Genomic DNA, 18411 nt, shown 5'->3' on the forward strand with positions numbered 1-18411 from the left:
GGCTAGAACTATGGGCTTGCCTCGGTCTATCAATCCCCAGGACTGCGACCTTTCTTTGGCTCTGCAACTATTGAGCCTTCCACGCCTGGTAGGCACGCACCCAGAAACCGAGAAAGATATTAAGGTAACGATTGGACCATACGGACCTTACCTAAGTCACGGAAAGGAAAAGCGTTCTCTGCCTTCAGAGGAAGATGTGTTCACTATCGGTATTAACCGTGCCGTAACTATTCTAGCCGAACCAAAACAGGAGAGACGCGGGGCCAAAAAACTTAGGGTTCTAGGCGAGCATTCTGAAGACGGCCTAGAAGTAGCAGTTTTTGATGGGCGTTTTGGACATTATGTAAAACATAAAACAACCAATGCGAGCCTCCCTCGAAGTAGTTCCCTTGAAACAATAACCCTAGAGGAAGCGGAGCAACTCATCGCAAGTCGTAACGCCAAGCCAAAAAAGACCCGCAAGAGAAAATCTACAAAGGGACGAAAAAAGACGTCCGCTAAAAAGAAAACACCCTGAAATAGAACGAGTTAAGATATTTCGTATTCTACAAAAAACGAGAAGGGACTGGTTTCACTACCAAGTCCTGATGAAATAATAAGTCTCCTCCGTAATTCAAATAACGGTATAAACCGAAAAGATTTAGCGCAGGCATTCGACATACCAGGAGCCTATCGGAATGCCTTCAAGCATACTCTCTCTGAAATGGAGGAAGAAGGTGTCATAGTGCGTCTCCAAAACAGAAGATATGCTACTCCCTCAAAAATCCCACCGGTTGGGGTTATCGAAGCCATAAGAGTTGATGACAATGGTGAGTTGTACGGGAAACCGATTGGCTGGCAAACAAACACCAGCGGGATTGTGATTGTAGTTTCGAGTTCCCGACGAAAATCTAGGGATCATAATTTAGGCATTGGCCAACGCGCCTTAGTGAGACTAAAGCAGATCGACAAGCGTGTTATTGGGGCCCATATCATGCGGGTCCTACCCGAGCGGAAGGGAACCCTCATAGGTATTGTAGAAAAGAAAAAAGGATACACAGAGATCAAATCGGTCAACAGGCGGGGACCTACCACTGTTCGGGTCAATAACTTGTCTGAAACTGATATCCAGAATGGCGATATCATCCAGGTCGAATTGGAAGGTGAAAAACTCTATGGTGAACCGCAAGGTGTTCTAAAAAAAGTTCTAGGTAACTTCGGAAAGCCAGGCTCACCCGAAATAATAATTTGTTCAGAATTAGATATTCCAACCGAGTTTTCAAAAGCCTCGATATCAGAGTGCCTTACGGCTGGTCCTCCTGAACCAAAGGGGCGAGAGGACCTCACCTCGATACCACTAGTTACAATTGATGATGAAGATGCGAGAGATTTCGATGACGCCGTCTGGGCTGAACCCGATACTTCTGAAAACAATCTAGGCGGTTGGAATTTGATGATTGCAATCGCTGATGTTGCCGCCTATGTAAAGCCCGGCTCTGCCTTAGACAAAGAAGCTCAGGATCGAGGAAATTCGGTTTACCTGCCATCCAAGGTGGTTCCAATGTTACCTGAGGCCCTTTCTAACGATTGGTGCTCACTAAAACCTGGGAAGGATCGCGCATGCATGGCTGTTCGGATCTCTATAAATAAAGAGGGGAAAACTTTGGGTTACGGATTCACCAGAGGTATCATGCGATCCAAAGCCCGACTGACTTACTCACAGGTTCAAGCACATAGAGACGGTACCCTTTCACCCCAGACGGAATCTCTCGGCGAACAGCTAGATAATCTTTATGGGGCATACACAGCCCTCAAGCGGGCGAGAACAAAACGACGGACACTGGACTTCGATCTTCCAGAGAAAAAAATAACGTTAGGCAAGAGTGGCGAAGTAATTTCGGTGGATGCCCGACCACACTACGAGAGCCACAAGCTCATCGAGGAATTTATGATNNTNGCTAATGTGGNAGCGGCGGAAGCNTTAACNTNNCGTAAAGCNCCNTGNTTGTACCGAANACACGANCAGCCNCCNCANGATAAANCNGAAACACTCCGTTCCTACCTCAAAGAACTTGGATACAAGCTCAGNCGNACCCAGCAGCTTCGACCACAGCATTTCCANCANATTCTTGANAAATCTAGAGGGAACAAAANACNNTGANGCAATCGCGNTAATGATACTTAGGTCNCAGTCNCAGGCNGAGTANAGCCCTNANAACNTTGGGCANTTNGGTTTAAATATTGAGCTCTACAGCCATTTCACGTCCCCTATACGGCGATATTCAGACCTTTTGATTCACCGAAGCTTGATAAGCCAACTAAATCTAGGGCCTGGGGGGGCTCCTCAAGATCTTAGCCCAGATTTACCTGACATCGGNACCCACCTGTCTCAAACGGAACGNCGAGCTGCNAACGCAGAACGAAGTGCTACAGATCGCTACATGACCTTGTTTATGGCGGATAAAGTNGGCGCCAATTTTATGGGNAAAATTTCTGGAGTGACTAAATTTGGTTTATTTGTATCGCTTACGGAAACACATGCAGAGGGCTTGATACCAATCCGTATCCTGGGTCAACAACTTGGTGAGCGAGTGCGGTATGATTCCTTCACACAAATACTAACTGCNAAACGTGCTAGGATGAATTTTAAACTAGGAGACGAAATTTCTGTACGAATTGAAGATGCAAACACAATAACGAGTGCACTTACATTTAGTTTATCTGAGCTTGAAAAGCCTCGAACTACATACAAAAAAGCCAAGTCTTATCGTCGTAGACGACCGGGTCGCTAGCATGCAACCAAAAAGGTCGCCTAAGCTAAGTATTGCTGCAGCGATCTCCATCATCTCTGTTTTCGGAATATCAATTGGATTAACCGTGCCTGTCCTTGCGCTAGTTCTTTCCGAAACAGGCTATTCTAGCGCGGCAATTGGCGCCCACGTGAGTGTGCAATTTCTAGGATTAATGTTGGCTTCTTCTATAACTCCCGCTCTTTTGGTGCGCTTCGGCGTTTCAAATTTAATGATTTTTGGGATCCTTTCTATTGCTTTAGTGTTGTCTTGCTTTGCACTGGTAGGAGGGTTCCTCCCCTGGCTAATACTGAGATTTTTTTTGGGCGCTGCCGAAGCTATAATCTTCGTCTCTGCTGACACCTGGATTAACCAGATAGCTCCACAAAACAAACGTGGACAAATAATAGGATTGTATGCAGCGGCCATATCAGCAGGCTTTGGAATGGGGCCATTTTTATTGGTATTTACTGGTGTGAACGGACCAGNNCCTTTTCTCATCGGAGCAATTATAGCACTAATCACTCTACCGCTACTTATTGCTACCCATGGANATGCTCCTCGCGTCTATCCGGCCAGCCAACATTCCCAATGGGGCCTAGCCACCAAGCTNCCTATTCCGATTATTTTTACCATGTTATTTGGAATTTTGTTTGCTGCCGCCTTTGGTCTGCTTCCAGTCTATGGAGTTTCCCTNAANCTTACACCAGATGCGGCGGCGAGGTTAGCTGGTGTTTTCATACTGGGTGGTGTTATTTGTCAGTTTCCAATTGGTGTGATTGCCGACCGAATGAATAGGTATCACCTACTATACCTTTCTGCCATCCTGGCGACTCTAGCGCTTCTTGCAAGCACTCTAGTTTGGGATATAAAACCCCTCCTATTTGGGCTTATTTTTCTGTCCGGGGNACTAATCGGGAGTTTTTGGACTATCCCCCTAATGTTATTNGGAGATAATTTTGAGGGCTCTGACTTGGCCTCTATTAACTCTGTNTCCGCGATTCTTTATGCCTTCGGCAGCACAGTTGGCCCCTCAATAGTTGGGATTTGCATGCTGTGGTCCCCACATGCCTTAATGTTTACAATGGCGTTNGCGACATTAGCCGTGGCAATACCCGGGCTTTTGTATCANTTTTTGTCTAGAAACCAGCCTTGACAGTAATTTCTTCGATATTATGGTTGGCGGTTCAACGAAATAAATAAGTTAAATGGAGTGGTTGCTATGGCCAAAGGTAGTAGCATTAAGATTCGCCTGAATAGTACGGCAGACACGGGCTTCTTTTACGTTGTCAAAAAAAACCCCCGTACCATGACGGACAAGCTTGAGGTAAAGAAATATGATCCTGTTGCCCGGAAACACGTCTTGTTTAAGGAGGGGAAAATTAAGTAATAGGTTTTCAAATCTGATTTTGAGCGGCGGCCTTGTTGGCCGCTGTTTTGTTTTTCCATCGGCCTTTATTTTCCAAGAAGTTAAGCACAGNGGCATAGAAATCTAGGCTCAACTAGTGATAAAGAAAGCACTGAAATGAAAGACGAAATAACCGTTGGAGATATTGTTGCCGAGTTTCTTCAGGCTATTGGTGTAACAACGGCTTTTGGCGTCGTTTCTGTTCACAATACACCGATGTTAGATGCCATCGGTAGAAGAAATGCAATCAGATTTGTTAAAGCTCGCGGAGAAGCAGGTGCTGGAAGTATGGCGGATGCGTACTCCCGTGTTACAGGTGGGCTAGGGGTCTTATTCACCAGTACTGGCCCAGGCGCTGCTAATGCGTGCGGAGCATTAGTGGAAGCCCGATTCTCCGGTGCTCCCTTGTTACATCTGACAGGGCAGACCGCTACGAAAAACGTTGACCGCGAACGGGGCACCGTACACGATGTCCCCGACCAATTGGGAATGCTGAAATCTGTCTCAAAAACGGCCTATCGCATCCGCTCTGCAGAAAACGTACTAGGCGTTCTATCCATGGCTGCTGCTGAGGCCCTCACAGCCCCAACCGGCCCAGTAAGTATCGAGATCCCCATTGATATCCAACGCACCAAAGTTATTCGACCTAATAATTTGCACGACTTCAATCTTTCTTTGGAAGAACCTCAAAGNCCAGANGCTGCCTCAATCGAAGAACTGGTGAAAACTGCAAAAGGTGCANAGCGCCCCCTGCTTTGGCTCGGGAATGGCGCAAAATATGCGGGGAGAGAGGCACAGCGTCTTGCAGATATGGGGTTCGGAATAATTACCAGCTTAGCCGGGAGAGGCGTTATACCTGAAGATCACCCAATGGTGCTCGGCTGCTTAAAAGACCTTTCTAAAGTAGAAGATTTTATGCAAACAGCGGACCTCCTAATCATCGCTGGGTCACGCGTAAGGGGTCATGAAACTCGTGATTTTGAACTGAAACTTCCTAAAAACCGGGTCCAAATAGACATCAATCCAGCAGCAAACGGACGCACCTATAGTACTGCCCAATTCATCTGCGCGGACGCCCAAACAACTTTGGCTGAGCTTGCTGATCAACTGGAAGGACGCATTGGTGTAGAGCAAAAGTTCGCTGAAGAAATTGGAACACTTAAGGCCGAGGTAGTGAAGGACTACGAGGGACTCCTGGGACCTTACGGATCCTTTGCTCAACAACTTCGAAATGTCATGCCTCGCGATGCCATCTGGGTAAGGGATATCACTCTCAATAATAGTACCTGGGGAAANCGAACATTTCCCGTCACTAGCCCTAAAAACCATGTGTTCGCTCTCGGGGCAGCTATCGGTCTCGGCGTTGCCCATGGAATCGGCGCAGCAGTGGCTGCCCCGGATCGCAAAGTTGTCTGCATGTGTGGCGATGGAGGATTCTTTATGGGCTTTGCTGACTTCTGGACNGCAACGCAAGAGAGAGCTGATATTGTCTTTCTGGTGATGAATGACGGTGGTTACGGGGTCATCAAGCATATACAGGACACTTTCCACGATGGACGCCATTTCTTCGCCGATTTTGCTCACCCCTCCTTGGAAGGCTGCGCAGAATTAGCAAAGATGCCTTACTGGAAAGTTGAGTCCGCTGCTAATCTTACGGCCCATGTGCAGGAAGCTCTGGACGTTAATGGGCCAGCGCTTGTCGAGGTCGATATGTCACAAATAGGTGCCTTCCCTCGCTACTTCGTACCTCCTAAAGCGGACTCAAAATATACCCGGAGTTAACCGAAACCTCGAAAATATATAGAGCTCAGGCAAATAAGACCTACCCCGAATATCTCAAAAAACTATCCTATCACCAAGAAATTAACGATATAGTTGCCATTTTGAGTGAGCATTTTGGAACAAAGTTACAATGCTTGCTATCCTGACAGAATATATGATTCTTTCTATTATAATTGTAAGGGGACTATAGAGTGGCAGACATAATTTCTACTATCGCTGGAACGGGAGTAAAAGGTTACACAGGAGATGGTGGTCCCGCTGTTAGTGCCGACCTAAGTGAGCCATTCATGTGTGAACTGGATACCAAAGGCAACATTTATATCGTTGAGGCAACAAATCATTGCATCCGACTTCTAGACATTGATAGTCAAATTGTAAATACGGTAGCAGGGACCGGGAAAGCAGGTTATTCAGGCGACGGAGGACCAGCGAATGAAGCAACTTTTAACGAACCTTACGCCGTACAGATTGCAGCAAATGGAGATATCTATGTAGTTGATCGACTAAACGCGGCTATTCGAAAAATAGACCACAACTCTGGAATTATCTCGACATTTGCTGGTGGAACTAAAGGAGGTGGATATATAGAACCCAACGATTGTTTCCTCGTCGATAATACCGCGCTTTTAGTGGCGGATGTCCAAAGTCAAAAAATCACAAGCGTGGACCTCCTGACTGGTGCAGTAACAGATGTAGCTGGAAACGGAGAAAAAGCACGTAAGGGGGATGGAGGTCTGGCCCTAGAGGCTAGTATCTTTGGAGCCCGCGCCGTCTGTAAAGACAATAAGGGCAATATGTATGTTTGTGAACGAGAGGGAAATGCTATCCGCCGCATAGACACAAAGGGCATTATTTCAACAATCGCCGGAACCGGTGACTTCGGTTACGAAGGCGACGGACAACACTCCCTAAAATCGACCTGGAATGGGCCGAAAGCCATTCGGTGTGACCAAGCCAATAATCTTCTGGTTGTAGATACTGAAAACCACGCCGTACGACAAATAGACCTCAATACGTATACAGTGCAAACCGTTGCTGGCGGTCATGAGGGTGGGGATGGGGATGGAGGACCATCAACCGAAGCCGGCTTAAATCGACCGCATGCTTGTAGCGCAGATGCTAAAGGAAACCTCTATATAGCGGATAGCGATAATCATAAAGTACGCATGGTGACAAGAGATTGGTAGCAATGGACCGAGGCACAACCTTCGAAGAGGCAGAGACCATCGCTCTCCAGTTCTTAGCCTTTATCCTTAGTGATCCCGAACGCCGAAAAGCCTTCTTGGATAAAACTGGTTTAGATGAATTTGTACTGCGGAAACGATTAAAGGACACCGACCATTTAGCGGGAATTCTTGATTATCTATCTGCAGATGAAGATTTGTTAGGTGATTTTTGCACACAAATTGATATCTCTCCGACCAGTGCAATGCAGGCCTGGAAAAAGCTGTCTAATCCAGATTCCAACTTGCAAAGAAACCTATGCTAGATAGCACCTTATCACAGATTTCCGCAATTTCAGTTGACCCCAATCGAGCACTAATCATTTCGGATGCCGATGAAGTGCTCCTAACCTTCATGAGCCAATTTGAGAATTTCCTGACGAGCAAAGGTTACTACTTTGACTGGTCTAGCTTTCGATTGACTGGAAATGTGCATCGAACTGATGATGATTACACTCTGTCTCAAGATGAAGTTTTTAACCTATTAAAAAGTTTCTTTGACCAGGAGACTAGGAATTTGAATGAAGTTCCAGGGGCCAGCGCAGCTCTTGAAAGATTGTCGTTGCGAGCACAAATTGTAATACTAAGTAATGTAGGAGAAGAGTATTATGAGGCGCGCAAACAGTGCCTTGAAGGACATGGAATGCATTACCCACTAGTAGCTAATAGGGGTGAAAAAGGCCCTGCAGTCCAAAAGTTAGCTAAAGAAGTAAAAGCCCCCGTGTTTTTTTTGGATGACTCTCCCAGCAATATACAATCTGTTTTTGAACATGCAGATTTTGTCCGCTGCATTCACTTTGTTCATGATCCTCGACTATCCAAACTGGTAGAGAAAGCACCTAATAGCTGTTATCGTTTGGACGACTGGAAAACGGCTGAAATAACTATTGGAACTGAGCTAACCGAATTAGGATATTAGCTACTAATGCAAATTGGCATAGATGTAGGCGGCACCAAAATAGAGGGAATACTTCTGGATGAGACAGGCCAAGAAATTCGGCGAGAACGGGAACCAACATCACCGGGCCACTATAATAGTACTGTTAATACCATAGTCACTCTATGTAAATTCCTTGAAACGGAGAGTAATGGCCCCTGTACAATCGGGATAGGCGCGCCCGGGAGTATTTCTCCAATTAACGGCTTACATCGAAACGCTAACTCCACATGTCTCAATAATCAAAATTTTCGTGCGGATCTAGAAAATTCGCTAGGTAAAGAAGTACAACTTGCAAATGACGCTAACTGTTTTGCGCTCTCCGAATCAGTGGATGGCGCCGGCGCAGGGTTCAATGTAGTTTTTGGAGTTATCTTGGGTACAGGCGTTGGCGGAGGCATCGCGATAAATCAGACCGTGCGCCCAGGACTGAATGGAATAGCGGGCGAATGGGGACATAATCCCCTACCATGGCCAGACACAACTGATCACGACCCAGTGAAATGTTTCTGTGGCCAAACCAACTGCATTGAGACTTTCTTATCTGGTCCTTCTCTCTTACGAGATTACCAGTCTAATGGCGGCACGCTCCACTCTGTCGAAGCAATGGCACAATCTATCGACATTGATGCTGCTGCGGAAGCAGCTCTTGCTAGGTACTCCCGACGGCTCTCAAAGGCATTAGCACAAATAATAAATGTTCTAGATCCAGATGGCATAGTACTCGGTGGAGGCCTCTCAAATATTACATCTCTCTATGACACAATTCCACAGGAGCTGCCTGACTACGTATTTTCAGATGCGTGTGATACCCCCATTGTTAGAAATCAACATGGAGACTCCAGCGGAGTGAGGGGAGCAGCTTGGCTAGGCAGCAGACCGGAAAACTATGAGTAAGGAATGCCTATGCAGGGACTGTGCACGAATTTTTCAAGAAAACAATGCACGTCGATGTGCCTTTTGCGGCAGTCCGCGTTTCATTCAACACTCGGAACTTAACACACTTGCGATAGCTCATCTGGACTGCGATGCCTTTTTTGCCGCTGTAGAGAAAAGAGACAACCCTAGCCTTGCTAGCAAACCACTCATAATTGGAGGGGGCAAACGAGGTGTGGTTAGCACCTGCTGTTACATAGCCAGGCAGTATGGCGTCCACTCTGCGATGCCTATGTTTCAGGCTGTGTCCGCCTGCCCTGACGCCGTAGTACTACCACCCGATATGCCTAAATACCGTAAAGTTGGGCAAGAGGTGCGAAACCTTCTACTAGAAGTAACTACTCAAATAGAACCTGTATCTATAGATGAAGCTTACCTAGATCTACAGGAGTTATTGGACAGCTCGGAAATGAGTCCAGCTCGCGCCCTGGTACACCTCACTAATGATCTTGAAAGAACTTTGGGAATTTCTGCGTCTATTGGGCTTTCCTCTAACAAATTTCTGGCCAAACTGGCTTCAGATTTTGATAAGCCGCGAGGTTTTTCTATAATTGGCGCTAATGAATCAACATCAGTTATAGCGCCATTGCCGGTTAGCAAAATTAACGGTGTAGGTCCCTCCCTAACCAAACGNCTGGCAAAANTTGGAATAANNACAGTATCCCAATTGCAAAACTGGAANGAAGANGACCTNGTNCAGCGCTTCGGTGTTATTGGCCANCGNTTNGCAAATTACGCACGNGGANTAGACCCTAGACCNGTCAAAGNACNAACNCGNCGAAAGAGNATTTCNTGCGAAACTACTTTAGAAAGNAATATCAATGANCTCCNAGTANTAAAGCCAATTATCAGNGACCTTAGCCAACGGGTCACGGANCGNTTNAACAGCAGCAAAAAAGCGGCCCAAACAATTGTNCTCAAACTAAAGACTTCNGATTTTAAAAGCCTAACCCGNACCACGACACTTAATTACCCTACTAAACGATGGCAAACGGTTTACGAGACCGCCTTACACCTGCTAACAAAAGAAATTAACCCAGGAAAAAAATTTCGCCTTATCGGGCTTGGCCTCACTAAACTTGGAGAAAACGGGGAAGCTGATCCACCTAATATTCCCTACCTTGGGCTCTGATAAGTTGCGGGAGCTCCCTTAAATAGGGAACAATAAAAAGACAGAAAAAGCTAGCAATCCGGAACAGGATAAAAATCAACGTGCTTCATGGTGCCACGGATAGCGAAAGTTCCATAGTCCAGATCCATCAATGGGGATATACCGTTTTCAAATATCTCAAAATGAATTTCAAACTCTGGCCTCGAATCTTCTCCCCCAAATGGGAAATACCCCATTGATATGGCCCAGTGATCCAAGTTTTTTTGCCAGTCAGCATCCGTGTCATCATCGTCGGCGCTTTCACTATAAGGGACCCCTCCCCGGCCAGTGCTTATAAAAGCAGAAACTTCATTCAAACTATCATCACCTGTACCACTAAAAACATATCGGACTAAACTATGACCTCCTCCCAAGGCATGATCGACAGTATCAAAAATATGTTGGGTCGGAAAAATAGTTCCAACCGGGAGCTCCATCTCAAATTTCGTAGGCTTTGTGAAAGTAGCCTTTCCCATACCTGTGACTGGATCTATATGTGCCTTGCCCTCAACTCTTTCATTCACTTCGCCGTTTGTTTTACTTAGCATCGAGTATCTAAACTTCTTTCCACTGCGAGATTCCCAACTCGAAAAGCTAAAGTCATTTTGCATAGTTGGACCGTTTGCATTAGAAAAAAATAACCGGACATGCTGGGTCATGGTCCACCCATCACATACATCGTTCCAGTCNAAATACATTTTNCCGCCTACATTTGTAAAATCGGCACCACCACCGCCCCGCAGTAATTCCANGTCATAGATCGCCCTATGGGCTACCAATTCAGCTCCCCAAACGCTTGGAGAGATNAAAAAAACTAGACAGACTAATATCTTTAGACGTCTATTCCAGATCCATGTATTAAATAATTGTGACAAGCTATAACCCCATCCATTCACGACCATGCAAGCGTTATACGGCCATTTACCCGGCGTTCCTTGATCAATCTGACAGCCTCCGAAAAGCGGGTAAAGGGAATAGTAGTCTGAACATGTGACCCAATTTTTTTACCCAGAAATAAACCAAATAATTCCTTTTGAGCATCGGAAACCAGCTTTGGNGTCTTGGTCCGGTAGTCTGACCAATCCAAACCAGAAACTTCAATGTTTTTTAGTAATAAATAATTCGCTTTAATTAAGGGTATACGACCGGCAGCAAAACCAACAATTACCAGCCTCCCTCTCCAACCTAAACAGCGAATAACCGTATCAAATACATCACCTCCAACGACGTCGATAATTACATCGGCCCCCCTCCCCTGGGTATGCTCACGTACTTCAGCGCGGACCCGATCCTTATCCTTNTCAGGAGCTAACTCAATAATGTGATCCGCCCCAGATGCCTCGGCTATGTGTGCCTTTGAAAGAGTAGCAATACCTGCTAACACCTTGTGTCCAAAAGCTTTAGCAAGTTCAACCACGGCTAATCCGACTCCGCTCCCCGCCCCCGTAACAAATATAGTATCACCCGCCGTTACCCGCGCTCTATCACGAAGAGCAAAAAATGCCGTTTGATAAGGTAGACCAAATGTAGCTCCAACATCAAAGCCCATTGCTTCTGGTAACAAGAAACATTGTTCTTGCTTGGCTGCCACNAACTCAGCAAACGCACCGTACTCAACCAACACCATAACCCGATCGCCGGCAGNNAATTCTGTGACTGCAGAACCTACTNGTTGTACCACCCCAGCGGCCTCCTTACCCGGGCAAAACGGCATAGGTGGTTTTATCTGGTACTTCCCTTCGATGACCAGAACGTCCACGAAGCTAATTCCTGCATTCCGAACCCTAACCAGCACCTCGCCGGCGGATATTTGAGGCATTGGTACTTCGCTCGGCTCCCACTGGTCTGACCCAGAAAAATCACTAATAGAGACCCCTTGCATTCTTTATGCCTACCTTATGTAATGTGGAGGAGAGAGAAGAAGTTTTTGNCTGAATGACCCTAATATATCAGAACTATGCGTCCACAGTTAACAGAAACCTACCTCAAGTTATAAGGCAAAGAAAGCTAACCCGCCTCTATGTCAACACTAGCTTGCTTTTCTCTGTCATTTTCCAAGAATCTTACTGGCACTGGACAGAGCTTACCCTGCTCCACTTGGACCAATAACTCCCGTTTAAGTATTTTACCACTCGCAGTTAGTGGTAGATCATCCACGACCAAAAAATATTCCGGCATATCATAAATTGACAAGCCATTTTCTTTAAGATGATTTAATACTTCCCCAGGTTTGGGAGCAACTTCCGAAGCAGACAAGACAATCAAACACACTTTNTCGCCCAACCTCGCGTCTGGAAATGGGATTGCAGCAGCCTTCTCGATATAATCAGACCTCACTGCCAAATCCTCTATAGTCGTAGGAAATATATTTCTTCCTCCCCGTATAATAATATCCTTGAGTCGCCCAACTACTTCTAGGTTACCGTCTGCGTCTAGACGGCCTAAATCACCACTCATAAACCATCCAGTTTGGTTAAAGGAATCTTCGGTAGAAAATTGATCATTAAAATAACCCAACATCAACGCGGCCCCGCGCCCACCAATTTCGCCAACCTCCCCCCTCGAAAGCAACTTATCTTTATTTTCGGGGTCAAATATTTTAACCTCATATGCGCGCCCCCCTTTTCCACATGTCTCTATAATCGTTTTGGTTTCATCTTGCGGATGAGTAAATTGATGTGATGAATTCTCCGTCATNCCATAAACATTTTGAGGTGTAATCCCCTGCTCTAAAAAGGATTCCGCGACTGATTTAGGAATCGGCGCCCCAGCCATATAGAAGGTTTCGACTGAACCAATCCTACTCGACCCTAGTTGATGCTGTTCCGCTAAAAGATCAATAGCATGCGTAGGCACTCCCATTACGTAAGTAGCCTCAGACTNCGTAATCCAATCTAGTNGATTTAATTCACCGGGGCCATCAAGCACATATTCCGCCCCAGAAATTACTGCCTGAGCAAGACCCACCCACGCAATATGATGGGAAACTGGGCTTAACGAAAAAATTACCGTATTGGAATCATGTCCCCACTCCTCAACTAAATTTCTCGCATTGGCCAAGATGGTATTGTCACTGTGCAGAACTCCTTTAGGCTTACCTGTAGTTCCAGACGTAAAGGCAAGATAACAAATTTTATCTCCTCCTAACGAGGCCTGGTGCGGCATCAAATCCATTTCAGAGGAATCCAGAAAATCAAGAGAAAACTCACTACCCGGCNGTAGTTCCGCAGTAAACTGAAGAGCAAGATCCCCAACTCCCGTAGCCAATAGATCCTTTTTATCCGCGTTCCAATCTTTCTCATAAAAAACTGCCTTGGATGAAATCTCTGCTAGCAAAGAACGCATCTCAGCGGCCGTGTAATTCTTGTGCAAAGATGGATTACACACGTATCCATTTCTAGAACATGCAATAAATATGATTAGAGCTTCTACACGATTAGAAATGGCCATAGACACCCGGTCGCCAAATCTCAACCCCGATTTTTCAAGACTTATGGCCACTGCACGTGACCATCTTTCCAACTCTGCCCAACTCAGCCTCCTATTGCAATCTCTTGCCGCATGACCTTCGGGACGCTCTCTAGCATGCTTTGCAACCAAATCATAAAAGCTAGCCGCACGCCAGAGACCTTCTTTATAATATTGAGCAGCCGCGGCTGGATCGTGAAGNGTTAATAAGGCCATAAGTTTATTGGCCAAATTTCTCCGGGTCAGGAGGACGTCGGTCCGCAAAAGAATCTCTGAGTTCTTTAGACTCTTCAGTGNTTAAATACTGCCTGAGAAGTAAATCATGAGCCAATCTGGAGAGGCCACCCACGCCCCCATGCCGAGCATTAAACGAGGCCTTTATCGACGCTAAAGCTACAGAGCCACGACCAGCAACTTCCATAGCAAAGGAAGTCGTTTCTCCAGCGAGCTCCGAATCCGGAACCACTCGATTAATTAACCCCATAGCTAGCGCTTCCTCGGCATTAACCTTCTTGTTCGTATACCACATCTCTTTAGCGCGTTTCTTTCCGACTAAGTCCTCCAGATACCAGGTGCCATAACCGGCATCAAACGAGCCCATCATAGGTCCCACCTGCCTAAAAACTGCCCCCTCCTTCGCAATGGTTAAATCACATACCATCTGTAAAACATTACCGCCGCCAACCGCGAAACCGTTGACACTAGCAATAACAGGTTTTTGCAACCTATCAATCGACTCGTACATCTCCAGGGTGGGCAATACTCCTGCATACAAATTGGTGTCTTGCATGCCTTCCTTCCTGCCGCCTATGCAAAAAAATTTATCACCTGAACCGGTTAATACAATAACTCGGGTTCGAGTCTCACGACGAATTTCATTTATGCAATCCCGAACCTCGTGGCACATTATCGGGGTAAACATGTTGCCATCGTCTGGCCTATTCAAAGTTAGGCGTCCAATCGGACCATCTTCTTCGTACAAAATTTCAGAAAATTTCATTTCTTCCTCGCTAACTCNGATAAAATCTTCACCTACCGAAACCTACGGACCTTCTTTTCTCAATAAATTGTTGATGATAGTCTTCCGCCACCCAGTAATCCCCAACTTCTTCTATAGTTGTAGCGATGACCCTGATAGCGTTTTGAGAGACCTGCAACTGATCCTTTGATTCCTGAGCAATTTTCCTTTGAATCTCATCATGAACAAAGATTACAGTTCTATATTGGCTCCCGACGTCCGGACCCTGTCTATTTACTTGCGTGGGATCATGACTGGCCCAGAAGGTACTCAGCAAAGATTCATAAGTAATGACTTCTGGATCAAAAATTATCCTTACAACCTCCACATGCCCTGTATTTCCTCCACAAACATCCTCGTAAGTTGGATTGATTAAATGACCGCCTGAATATCCCACAGACGTCTCTCTAACCCCCTCCAATTGACGAAACGCGGCCTCCACCCCCCAAAAACAGCCAGCACCAAATGTAGCCTGTTCCATGCTTACTCCGTTTCCTTTTTCTCAGACAAGATATACAATTAACGACACACAATTTTTGCCTGCTAGACTTCCATGAAACAAGTCAAAAATCAGGAGACCGGGCAAACCGCAATAATTTCCTGCCACTATGCCGGAGGACCTAATGTCTAATGAAATTGAGAATCGCCTTACAGAACTAAGTATTGTTTTACCGCAGCCAGCGAATCCTGCCGCCAACTACGTTCCATACGTGGTAAGTGGAAACTTAGTCTTCATAGCTGGCCAAATACCCTTTTGGAATGGAGATATTCTTCATATTGGAAAAGTCGGTGCCGAATTTGACGTAGAGGATGCTATTAAATCGGCCAAAGTCTGCGGCCTTAACATCATTGCTCAACTAAAAGAAGCTTGTGGCGGCAACCTTGATCGTGTGGTCAAGTGCGTTAAAATTGGAGTGTTTGTCAATTGTGTNGATGGTTTTACCCAACAACCACAAGTCGCGAATGGCGTTTCCGATCTCATGGTCGAGGTTTTTGGAGAGGCTGGACGGCACGCTCGCTTTGCTGTTGGAACAAACGCTCTACCTCGAAATGTGGCAACAGAAGCNGANGCNGTNTTTGANATAAAGTNATNACNCNNAACNTAAAGGANANANNCCATGGGNAATCAANAAACAAGGCCGAAACCTNTCANTGGAGGAAATGGATAAACAAAGCTTANTNCATCCATANACCTCNATCACNGANCATTTAGAACNTGGGCCGATNGTGATAGNNAAAGGNCANGCNGCTCGCGTNACNGATACNACTGGGCGGGATTANATNGATGCNATGGGTGGCCTNTGGTGCGTTAATATTGGACATGGNCGCCAAGAAATGGTGGATGCCATAANNGANCAAGCCAGNAAGCTNGCCTACTACCANTTNTTCTTTTCNATGGCNAATGAACCNGCNATTAGNNTAGCNGACGAAGTCCTCCGTNTAGCCCCAGANCACATGAGCAAGGTTTTCTTTTGNAACTCNGGCTCNGAAGCAAACGACACTCANGTAAAAATNNCNTGGTANTANAANAATTTGCGNGGTCTTCCTCAGAAAAANAAGATCATATCCCGACACAATGGCTACCACGGGGTAACCGCTGTAGCNGCGAGCATGACCGGCCTCCCTACCAACCATAAGTCGTTTAATCTTCCTCTGGACGGCTTCCTGCACGTGACCTCTCCCCATCATTACTTCAACGCGGAGCCGGGGGAAACTGAAGAAGAATTCTCGGAAAGATTAGCCAAGGAACTGGAGCAAACTATTGAGAAAGAAGACCCGTCAACGATTGCGGCCTTCATAGCGGAGCCCGTTATGGGAGCCGGTGGGGTCATAACTCCTCCAAAAGGATATTTTTCGCGTGTTCAGGCTATTCTGAAAAAGCATGATATTTTGTTTATTGCCGATGAGGTGATTTGTGGCTTCGGTCGCCTAGGAACCATGTTCGGATCACATATGTATGAACTTGAGCCGGATATGATGTCTATTGCCAAGGGCCTGACCAGTGCGTATGTGCCCATGTCGGCCGCTATAATTTCCGAAAAAGTCTGGGAGGTCCTGAGAGATGGCTCTCCCGAGACGGGTCCTTTTGCACATGGCTACACCTATGCCGGACATCCTCTTGCAGCAGCAGCCGGTCTGAAAACCATTGAAATTATGCTCCGTGAGAAGCTCGTTGATAATGCCCAAAAGGTTGGCAATTACCTACAAACTCGCTTGAAGGAAACCTTTTCAGACAATCCCTTGGTCGGGGAGGTTCGAGGTGTCGGAATGATGGCAGGTGTCGAGTTGGTCGCTGACAAAGCGAAAAAAATTCCGTTTGACCCGTCAGCTAAAATTGGTCCTCGCATTACGCAATTATTACTTGAGGAGGGCGTGATTCACAGGGCTATACTAAACTCCTACGCGTACGCACCGCCATTGGTAATGACGGAATCAGATGTAGATGAAATGATCGAACGCGACGAAAGGGCCATCCGAAAATTGAGCGATGAACTAGCACGTGAGGGTCTGTGGAAAGCCGCCTAAACAGCAGCATGGATAAAGGACAGCCATTAGACGAAGCTCCCACATTACAGGCCCGCACAATTTCCAACATTTCGGAAGTCAAGCCTAACGAATGGGATTCGTGCGCTGGTAACACCAATCCGTTTGTCTCCCATACATTCCTGCGCGCCCTTGAAGAAAGCGGCTCCTGCACATCACAAACGGGGTGGCTGCCGCAACATATTTTGCTGGAACAAAATGACGGCGATTTATTAGGTGCAATTCCACTTTACCTAAAAAACCACTCGCAGGGAGAATATGTTTTTGATCATGGATGGGCACAAGCGTTCGAAAATGCTGGCGGTTCCTATTATCCTAAGTTACAAGCCTCAGTTCCGTTTACACCCGCCACCGGCCCTCGGTTACTAGTTGCTCCTGGGGATCGAGCTAAAGAGAAAATGCTCCTACTTCTCAACGCCTCAGTCCACGTAGCCCAAAAATACGAAGTGTCCTCTCTACACTTTACCTTTCCAACTAGTGATGAATGGGAGCTAATGGGTGAATCTGGATTTCTTCAAAGGACAGGGGAACAATTTCATTGGTCAAACAATGGATACCAAACGTTTGATGATTTTCTTGCCACCTTGACGTCTCGAAAGCGAAAATCGATAAAACGTGAGCGCAAAAAGGCTCTGGAGAACGGTGTGCAAATTGAAATTTTAACCGGAGATGATCTTAAAGAAGAACATTGGGATGCGTTTTACAGCTTTTATGTCGATACCGGGAATAAAAAGTGGGGCACACCATATCTAACCCGGGAGTTTTTCAATATCATTCACGACATGATGCCAGAAAAAATAGTTCTCATGATGTGCCAAAATAATGGACGTTACATAGCGGGAGCAATTAATTTCTTAGGCAAAGACACGTTGTTTGGGCGGCATTGGGGATGTATCGAGGAACATGATTGCCTACATTTTGAAGTTTGCTATTACCAAGCCATCGAGTTTGCCATTGAAAATGGGCTTTCATTTGTCGAGGCAGGGGCCCAAGGTTCGCATAAAGTGCATAGAGGATATCTTCCAAAGATCACCTATAGTGCTCATTGGATACGTAATGAGGGCTTCAGAGAAGCGGTTAAAAATTATTTAGCAGACGAAAGAAGAGAAATAAAATCACATGTGGACGCAATAGAGGAAATTTACTCTCCATATAAACAACTTCGGTGAAGCGCTTC

18 protein-coding genes and 1 pseudogene are annotated in these 18411 nt (G+C 46.0%); 14 read left to right on the top strand and 5 right to left on the bottom strand.

What is annotated here, in order from left to right:
* The 11 genes from CMM32_03210 to CMM32_03260 all read left to right on the top strand — a co-directional run.
* The coding region (locus CMM32_03210; GenBank protein ID MBT05909.1) for a DNA topoisomerase I at positions 1–517 on the top strand (517 nt) is incomplete at its 5' end.
* A gap of 186 nt (positions 518–703) precedes the next feature.
* Positions 704–2140: a hypothetical protein gene (locus tag CMM32_03215; protein MBT05910.1), complete on the top strand. Its 1437-nt coding sequence runs from the start codon at positions 704–706 to the stop codon at positions 2138–2140.
* Positions 2052–2771: a hypothetical protein gene (locus CMM32_03220; GenBank protein MBT05911.1), complete on the top strand. Its 720-nt coding sequence runs from the start codon at positions 2052–2054 to the stop codon at positions 2769–2771. Before CMM32_03215 ends, CMM32_03220 begins: the two co-directional genes overlap by 89 nt.
* Position 2772: 1 nt before the next feature.
* On the top strand, positions 2773–3924 hold the full coding sequence (locus CMM32_03225; protein MBT05912.1) for a hypothetical protein: 1152 nt from the start codon (positions 2773–2775) through the stop codon (positions 3922–3924).
* A gap of 66 nt (positions 3925–3990) precedes the next feature.
* Complete coding sequence (gene rpmG, locus CMM32_03230; GenBank protein MBT05913.1) at positions 3991–4158, top strand: 50S ribosomal protein L33; 168 nt, start codon at positions 3991–3993, stop codon at positions 4156–4158.
* A gap of 135 nt (positions 4159–4293) precedes the next feature.
* Complete coding sequence (locus CMM32_03235; GenBank protein ID MBT05914.1) at positions 4294–5958, top strand: hypothetical protein; 1665 nt, start codon at positions 4294–4296, stop codon at positions 5956–5958.
* Between the two features lie 191 nt (positions 5959–6149).
* A complete protein-coding gene (locus tag CMM32_03240) occupies positions 6150–7145 on the top strand; it encodes a hypothetical protein (GenBank protein MBT05915.1) in 996 nt (331 codons plus the stop codon).
* Between the two features lie 2 nt (positions 7146–7147).
* Entirely contained in the window at positions 7148–7447 is a 300-nt protein-coding gene (locus CMM32_03245; GenBank protein MBT05916.1) for a hypothetical protein, read from the top strand.
* A complete protein-coding gene (locus tag CMM32_03250) occupies positions 7441–8100 on the top strand; it encodes a hypothetical protein (GenBank protein ID MBT05917.1) in 660 nt (219 codons plus the stop codon). The genes CMM32_03245 and CMM32_03250 overlap by 7 nt, the downstream gene beginning before the upstream one ends.
* 6 nt (positions 8101–8106) lie before the next feature.
* Positions 8107–9015, top strand: coding sequence for a hypothetical protein (locus CMM32_03255; GenBank protein ID MBT05918.1), 909 nt, complete (start codon positions 8107–8109; stop codon positions 9013–9015).
* Positions 9008–10186 carry a DNA polymerase IV gene (locus tag CMM32_03260; GenBank protein ID MBT05919.1) on the top strand — a complete coding sequence of 393 codons (1179 nt, stop codon included), beginning with the start codon at positions 9008–9010 and terminating at the stop codon, positions 10184–10186. The genes CMM32_03255 and CMM32_03260 overlap by 8 nt, the downstream gene beginning before the upstream one ends.
* Positions 10187–10236: 50 nt before the next feature.
* On the opposite strand, the gene CMM32_03265 is transcribed toward CMM32_03260, so the two are convergent.
* The 5 genes from CMM32_03265 to msrA form a co-directional block, all read right to left on the bottom strand.
* A complete protein-coding gene (locus tag CMM32_03265; GenBank protein MBT05920.1) occupies positions 10237–11106 on the bottom strand; it encodes a hypothetical protein in 870 nt (289 codons plus the stop codon).
* The gene (locus tag CMM32_03270; protein MBT05921.1) at positions 11097–12086 is read right to left on the bottom strand and encodes an NADPH:quinone oxidoreductase; all 990 of its coding nucleotides are present in this window, start codon (positions 12084–12086) and stop codon (positions 11097–11099) included. The genes CMM32_03265 and CMM32_03270 overlap by 10 nt, the downstream gene beginning before the upstream one ends.
* Positions 12087–12211: 125 nt before the next feature.
* On the bottom strand, positions 12212–13888 hold the full coding sequence (locus tag CMM32_03275; protein ID MBT05922.1) for a cyclohexanecarboxylate-CoA ligase: 1677 nt from the start codon (positions 13886–13888) through the stop codon (positions 12212–12214).
* 4 nt (positions 13889–13892) lie between these two features.
* Positions 13893–14672 carry a crotonase gene (locus CMM32_03280; protein ID MBT05923.1) on the bottom strand — a complete coding sequence of 260 codons (780 nt, stop codon included), beginning with the start codon at positions 14670–14672 and terminating at the stop codon, positions 13893–13895.
* Positions 14673–14700: 28 nt separating this feature from the next.
* Entirely contained in the window at positions 14701–15171 is a 471-nt protein-coding gene (gene msrA, locus CMM32_03285; protein ID MBT05924.1) for a peptide-methionine (S)-S-oxide reductase, read from the bottom strand.
* 142 nt (positions 15172–15313) lie between these two features.
* Between msrA and CMM32_03290 the strand changes: the two are divergent.
* The 3 genes and pseudogenes from CMM32_03290 to CMM32_03300 all read left to right on the top strand — a co-directional run bounded on the left by CMM32_03290 (position 15314) and on the right by CMM32_03300 (position 18403).
* A pseudogene (locus CMM32_03290) lies at positions 15314–15796 on the top strand (hypothetical protein).
* A 55-nt stretch (positions 15797–15851) separates the two neighbouring features.
* Positions 15852–17216, top strand: a complete 1365-nt coding sequence (locus CMM32_03295; GenBank protein MBT05925.1) for a hypothetical protein — start codon at positions 15852–15854, stop codon at positions 17214–17216.
* A gap of 8 nt (positions 17217–17224) precedes the next feature.
* On the top strand, positions 17225–18403 hold the full coding sequence (locus CMM32_03300; GenBank protein MBT05926.1) for a GNAT family N-acetyltransferase: 1179 nt from the start codon (positions 17225–17227) through the stop codon (positions 18401–18403).
* The last annotated feature ends 8 nt before the right edge of the window (positions 18404–18411 follow it).

The sequence above is a fragment of the Rhodospirillaceae bacterium genome (genome assembly GCA_002728255.1).
Lineage (GTDB): Bacteria > Pseudomonadota > Alphaproteobacteria > UBA7887 > UBA7887.

Bases quoted from the DNA above. Each gene is read 5' to 3' on its own strand.
- rpmG (MBT05913.1), top strand. From the start codon at position 3,991: ATGGCCAAAGGTAGTAGCATTAAGATTCGCCTGAATAGTACGGCAGAC.
- CMM32_03245 (MBT05916.1), top strand. From the start codon at position 7,148: ATGGACCGAGGCACAACCTTCGAAGAGGCAGAGACCATCGCTCTCCAG.
- CMM32_03250 (MBT05917.1), top strand. From the start codon at position 7,441: ATGCTAGATAGCACCTTATCACAGATTTCCGCAATTTCAGTTGACCCC.
- CMM32_03255 (MBT05918.1), top strand. From the start codon at position 8,107: ATGCAAATTGGCATAGATGTAGGCGGCACCAAAATAGAGGGAATACTT.
- msrA (MBT05924.1), bottom strand. From the start codon at position 15,171: ATGGAACAGGCTACATTTGGTGCTGGCTGTTTTTGGGGGGTGGAGGCC.
- CMM32_03300 (MBT05926.1), top strand. From the start codon at position 17,225: ATGGATAAAGGACAGCCATTAGACGAAGCTCCCACATTACAGGCCCGC.